Annotated in this window: 4 protein-coding genes and 2 pseudogenes; 2 read left to right on the plus strand and 4 right to left on the minus strand. The window is 64.8% G+C overall.

The features are described 5' to 3' along the window. The 3 genes from EOA60_RS16070 to EOA60_RS16080 form a co-directional block, all read right to left on the minus strand. On the minus strand, positions 1-888 hold an 888-nt coding region (locus EOA60_RS16070; RefSeq protein ID WP_164899343.1), incomplete at its 3' end, for a mannitol dehydrogenase family protein. After that, positions 864-1,646 carry an SDR family oxidoreductase gene (locus tag EOA60_RS16075; protein ID WP_095823471.1) on the minus strand — a complete coding sequence of 261 codons (783 nt, stop codon included), beginning with the start codon at positions 1,644-1,646 and terminating at the stop codon, positions 864-866. The genes EOA60_RS16075 and EOA60_RS16070, both read right to left, overlap by 25 nt. A gap of 71 nt (positions 1,647-1,717) precedes the next feature. Then, positions 1,718-2,605, minus strand: coding sequence for a MurR/RpiR family transcriptional regulator (locus EOA60_RS16080; RefSeq protein WP_127334726.1), 888 nt, complete (start codon positions 2,603-2,605; stop codon positions 1,718-1,720). A gap of 304 nt (positions 2,606-2,909) precedes the next feature. On the opposite strand from EOA60_RS16080, the pseudogene EOA60_RS16085 reads away from it, so the two are divergent. Further along, a pseudogene (locus tag EOA60_RS16085) lies at positions 2,910-4,093 on the plus strand (Gfo/Idh/MocA family oxidoreductase). Positions 4,094-4,720: 627 nt separating this feature from the next. Then, a complete protein-coding gene (locus tag EOA60_RS16095; RefSeq protein ID WP_067003930.1) occupies positions 4,721-5,155 on the plus strand; it encodes a hypothetical protein in 435 nt (144 codons plus the stop codon). Between the two features lie 224 nt (positions 5,156-5,379). On the opposite strand, the pseudogene EOA60_RS16100 reads toward EOA60_RS16095, so the two are convergent. Next, positions 5,380-5,654, minus strand: a pseudogene (locus tag EOA60_RS16100) (NADH-quinone oxidoreductase subunit D); the annotation flags it as partial.

The following is a 5,654-nucleotide window of genomic DNA, read 5'->3' on the forward strand; positions in this document are numbered from 1 at the left end:
GTCGTCTACGAAAGCGGCGCCGCTGCGGTCCCAGCGCGGCACGCGGCCGGCGAAGCGGTTCTCGATCACCCATTGCCGAAAGCGCTCGCCGACGACGACGGCGCTGTCGCGATAGCCGAAGCGCTGCTCGACCGTCTCGATATCGTTCTCGGTCGTTGCAGGCGCGATGCGGTCGACCATGGCCGAGGGGAAGGCGACGTTGGCTGCGATCCAGTCCGCCAAGCCGTTGCCGCGCCGCTCGGCGAATGTCCCCACGACATTGCCGAGGATAGTGCCGTTGGCCGGGATGTTGTCGCAGGAAAGCAGCGTCACCGGGCGGCCATGCGAGCCCATGCGCAGCTCAAGCGCTCGTGCCAGGATGCCGGGCACGCTGCGCGGGGCCTCAGGGTTGGCGAGGTCGTGGACAATGTCGGGATGGTCTAGGTCGAGCGCGCCGCTCGACGGGATGTGGCAATAGCCCTTTTCGGTCACCGTCATCGTGATCATCTCGATTTCGGGTGAGGCGAGCACCTCGAGTGCGGGCGCGGCGCTGTGCTGGCTGTCGACCACACCGACGATGCTGCCGATGACGCGGGCCTCGACCTCGTTGTTCTGACGGATGAGCCGCGTATAGAGGCCGTCCTGCCGGCCGAGCGTCGCGGCGAGCACGGGAGGCCGGATGTTGATGCCGACGAGCCCCCAGCGATCGAAATCATCCGCCAGGAGGTCATCCGTGTATTCGGCCTGGTGGCAGCGGTGAAAGGCGCCGACGCCGATATGGGCAATGCCCGGCTGCAGCGCCGAGCGAGCGTAAGCCGGTTTGCGGACTTCAGGCGGCAGGCCGCCGAGCAGGGCGGGGCCGAGATTGGCGGAGGGTGAGATGCTCACCGGTTCGCTCCGATCACCCATTGCTCCTGGTCGATCAGCGCGCCGGTCATCGGCCCGGCCGCGTCGGAAAGCAGGAAGACGGCGAGGTTCGCTACGTCGGTAACGGAGAGTAGCCGGCCGAAGGGCTGCGCGGCATTGGCCGCGTCTAGCCAGCCCGGGCCGTGGCCGAGCGTTTCGGCCTGCATGACGCGTTCGGCGGGCGTGTCGGTCCAGCCGACATTGATGCCGTTGACGCGGATGCGATCGAAGCGGTGCGCGTTGGCGGCATTCTTGGTCAGCGTCGCCAGGGCGCCCTTGGTGGCGGAATAGACGGCGAGATCCGGGGCGCCGCAATGCGCATTGATCGACAGGATGTTGACGACGGCGCCGCCTTGTCCGCGCTTTTTCATGTCGGCGATCGCCGCCTGCATCAGGAAGAAAGGCGCACGCGCATTGACGGCGAACAATGATGTCCAGTCGTCGAGGCCGGCATCGACGAAGGAGGCCCGGTCGGTCAGAGCCCCTGCATTGACCAGCCCGTCGATGCGGCCGAAGCGCTCGGTGCATGCGGCGGCGAGCAGGGCCGGAGTCTCCGGGACGCCGAGGTCGGCTGCCAGGAAAGCGGACGGCGCCCCGATCGCCGACAGTTCCGCCGCGACCGCGTCGCCGCGCTGCCGGTTGCGGCCGGTGATCAGCAAACCTTCGGCGCCGGAACGGGCGGCCGTCCAGGCAATCGCGCGGCCGATGCCTTGGGTCGAACCGGTGATCAACAAGACCTTGCCGTCGAGCCGAACCTCCATTCCTCCTCCTGGAACAAAGTTTCTATTTTCTCGAATATGGAACGACAGTTCCTTGCAGTCAACTGCGCCGATCAACCTGTCCGCCGCGCGACGACGCCGTGGACCAAAGCCATGCCGACGGCGAGCGAAGCGGCGAGCGAGCGGAAGCCTGCGAAGTCCTGTTCCACCACTTCCAGCCAGGTGTCGGAGAGTTTCACCAGCGGTGAGAAGGTGCTGTCGGTGATGGCGACGATGCGTGCTCCGCGATCATGGGCGAGGGCGACCAGGTCTGGCGTAATCGAGTTGTAAGGGCTGAAGGAAACGGCGAGCACCGCGTCGCGCTGGCTTATGCAGCCGACCTGATCGAGCGCGGTCGAGCCGACATTGTCGACCAACACGTTGCGCACGCCCTGTTGCGACAGCGTCAGCGACAGATAGGTGGTGACCGGGAAAGCGCACTTGCTGCCGATGACATAGATCAGCTCGGCTCCCGCCAGCAGGTCGGCCATCTTCTCGAAGCTGTCGGTGTCGACACCATTGCCGATGCGGTTGAGCGAAGCCTGCGAGGCGCCGACCATGCCGTTGAGGAAATGCAAGTCGGCGTGGGGTTCGGCTGCTGCCGGTTCCTTGTTGTCGCGCGTGCGTCCTTCCGGCCAGGAGCCTTTCAAATGGTCCTTGAACAGGCCCTGGAAGTCGGAAAAGCCGGCATAGCCGAAGATCTGCGCGAAGCGTACCAGCGTCGAGGGCTGCACGCCTGCCTGCGCCGCCACCTGGGCGATGGTGCCGAGCGCAACGTCGCTGGGATGCTGCCATAGGAAGATGGCGACCTGGCGCATCCTTTTCGGGAAATGCACGGTGCCGGAAGAGAGCACCGCGCGCAGCTCCTCATAGGTTTGTGGTTTCGTGTAGCCAAGTGCCGCCAGCGAACGGCCGCGTTTGCGGGGAACGCGCTCGCCGGGTGAGGTTCGTGCGCCGCTCATCAGATGCACCGGATTCGAGCTGTTGTACCTGAGGCGCCCCCAACTTGCGGTGAAGATCGCCAGTCGCCGACGGTTGGAAAAAGGGGAGAATTCAAAACCTGAAGCGATTGTCTTGCTTCCATCGCCTCGACAAGCCGGCGGGTAGCCATGCGACGCTTCACCATCCGAACCCTCCTCCACCGGTCTCGCACAAGGCTAGTGCGGCACGATCGTTTTACAAAACAAAATTTGGAAAGCCTGTTCGAAATTGGCGGGGCGCCCCCTATAGTCCCAGCGCTGGACGGCATCCGGGAGGACTCGAACCATGGTCTACGCAACCGCTGACGGAACCTTACGCAAACGCCTGACGGTCGGCATGGTTGGAGGCGGCCGCAACGCCTTCATCGGCGCGGTTCATCGGTTGGCCATACGGCTCGACGACCAAATCGCGCTGGTGGCGGGTGCGCTGTCTTCGGATGCCGAAAACGCCGCGGCATCGGCCGCCGAGATCGGCATCGCGCCGAAGCGCAGCTATGCTGACTACCATGCGATGGCAAAGGCCGAAGCGGCGCGGACGGACGGCATCGAGGCGGTGGTCATCGTCACGCCCACCCATCTGCGTGCGCCGATCGCCACTGCTTTTCTGGAAGCCGGCATCGACGTCATCTGCGACAAGCCGCTGTCGACGACGCTTGCCGAAGCTGAGGCGTTGGTGGCGCTGACGAAAGCCAAGAAGCGCCGCTTCCTCGTCACATTGAACAACACCGGTTACGCCATGGCGCGGCAGGCGCGCGAAATGGTGGCAGCGGGCGAACTCGGCCGCATCGTGTCGGTGCACGGCGCTTACATCCAGGACTGGCTGACGCAGCCGATCGACGCGCAAGGCCAGAAGCAGGCCGAATGGCGCACCGACCCTGCGCGCGCGGGGCAATCGGCGGTGCTTGCCGACATCGGCGTGCACGCCTTCAACCTGGCGAGCTTCATCTCTGGCTTCGAGGCTGACGCCGTATCGGCGGACCTTTTACCTCCGTGCCAGGTCGTCGCCTCGACGACAACGCGCATGTCCTGGTGCGCTGGACCGGCGGGGCGCGCGGCACCATCCTCGCCAGCCAGACTTCGCCCGGCCACTACAACGATCTCTCGGTGCACATCTATGGCGACCGGGCCGGGCTCGAATGGTCGGGCACGCGGCCGGAGGAACTGCGCCTTGCGCCGTATGGCGAGGAGGCACGCACGCTGGTGCGCGGCGGCCACGGCTCGACGGCGGAAGCCCGGCGCGTCTCGCGCATGCCGGCGGCGCATCCCGAGGGCTATATCGAGGCCTTCGCCAATTTCTACCGCGATGCCGCCGACATCATCCGCGCGCATCGAGCGGGCACTGCGGTCGATGTTGGGCGCGCGGCGCAGGTACCGGACGTCGTCGACGGCGCTCGTGGTGTGAAGTTCGTGGCGGCGGCAGTGGAGTCGAACACGGCTGGAGGAGCCTGGACGCCGGCGCGGTTTGAATAGACGCCGGCTTGGTGCTTTGAATCGTTCAATCCGCTTTACAATGCGGGGCGGCGCGACCGGCCGACGTGTGGCCAATCAGCCGAGCGGCCGAGGTCGGCCTCATCGATGATGTCCCGCACCGATATGGCCTCGTGGCCCTGCACCGAGCGCACCCGAGTGCTTGGGAGGCACGTCGTTCTCATCCGGATTGGGAACGGGTTCCTCGTCCGGCAGCCTCTCCGGATCTGGTTCGCGCATCGGTTTTGGGTCGGGAAACGGCGGCGGCGTGGGGACCGGCGTTGGCGTGGGGTCGGGAGTGGGGAGAATAGCCATAAGGTGGTCCCTCGTTGCGCTGGCAGAGCAGTCCGCGAGATGCGGTTTGGGCAACCGGTATCTGCCCGACCAGAACATGATGGGTAGAGCCGCCTCATCCGACGCTTCATCGACACCTGATCACCGGCGGCTGACGCATGGCAGAACGGCCTCGACCGGGGATGGTTCCACAGCGATCCCGCCGCGCTTCGGCGGGGTCGGACACGAATGACGATCAAATGATTTCCCGTCGCCCATTTCGCCCTTGCCGGCGCCATGCAGCGCCTTAGTTCCGTTTGCGGGGCGGGTGATCATCTGCCGACATAGGAGGCGGCCTTGAAGCACCAAACCGTAGACCAACTCAATGCCGTTGCCGACGTTCATGCTGAAGCAGCGGTTCTCATCGCCAGTCGTGGCCAACGCCTCGAACGCTGGGCGCAACTTCTCGAGCAGGATCCCGGCCGGCGCCTTATGGCGCTTGCGGGCACCGAATACGCCACACCCGACGTGCGCGAAAAGATGCGTTCCACCGGATCGCCGATTACTGTCGCCTTCGAAGACCCGATCTTTCGTGCTCAGGGCCTGAAGGACGACACCTACGGCGAAGCAAAGCGCTTCTTCGAACTCAGCGACTGGCAACTGCACGAGGTCGTCTGCCATTGCCATGTCGGCGCCAATCTGCCGGCACGCTGGGCGGCGTCCCGCGTTCGCGCGGCCATCTCTCCAGGCTCGGGCATTCTTGCCTGGCTGAGATCGGTGTTCATGCACTAAGACGACTGCCGCGGTTCCAAGAACCGCGGCAAGTTCAATCCTTATCGGAGACGGAGGGGAGTTGTCCCCAGCCGTCGGTAGCTAGAGCGATTCACCGTTTTGCGAGAACGTCGAACCGCTCTATCTTTTTGCTTTCGCTCATTCTGCTGTTGATGCAATTCCCCGCGCGAAGTTGGGACTGTGTCTGGAATTTGCTCTTAGGGCTGCCCGCGCCGTACCTCCACTCAGCGATCGATCTCTCCGAACACGATATCCAGCGATCCGATGATGGCCGCGACATCGGCGATCATGTGCCCGCGCGACAGGAAGTCCATCGCCTGAAGGTGGGCGAAAGACGACGCACGTATCTTGCAGCGGTACGGAACATTGCTGCCGTCAGAGACAAGATAGACGCCGAATTCGCCTTTGGGCGCCTCCACCGCGGCGTAGACCTCGCCCTGCGGCACATGATGGCCTTCGGTGTAGAGCTTGAAATGGTGGATCGTCGCCTCCATGGAAC

The sequence above is a fragment of the Mesorhizobium sp. M1A.F.Ca.IN.020.06.1.1 genome (assembly GCF_004023265.1).
Lineage (GTDB): Bacteria > Pseudomonadota > Alphaproteobacteria > Rhizobiales > Rhizobiaceae > Mesorhizobium.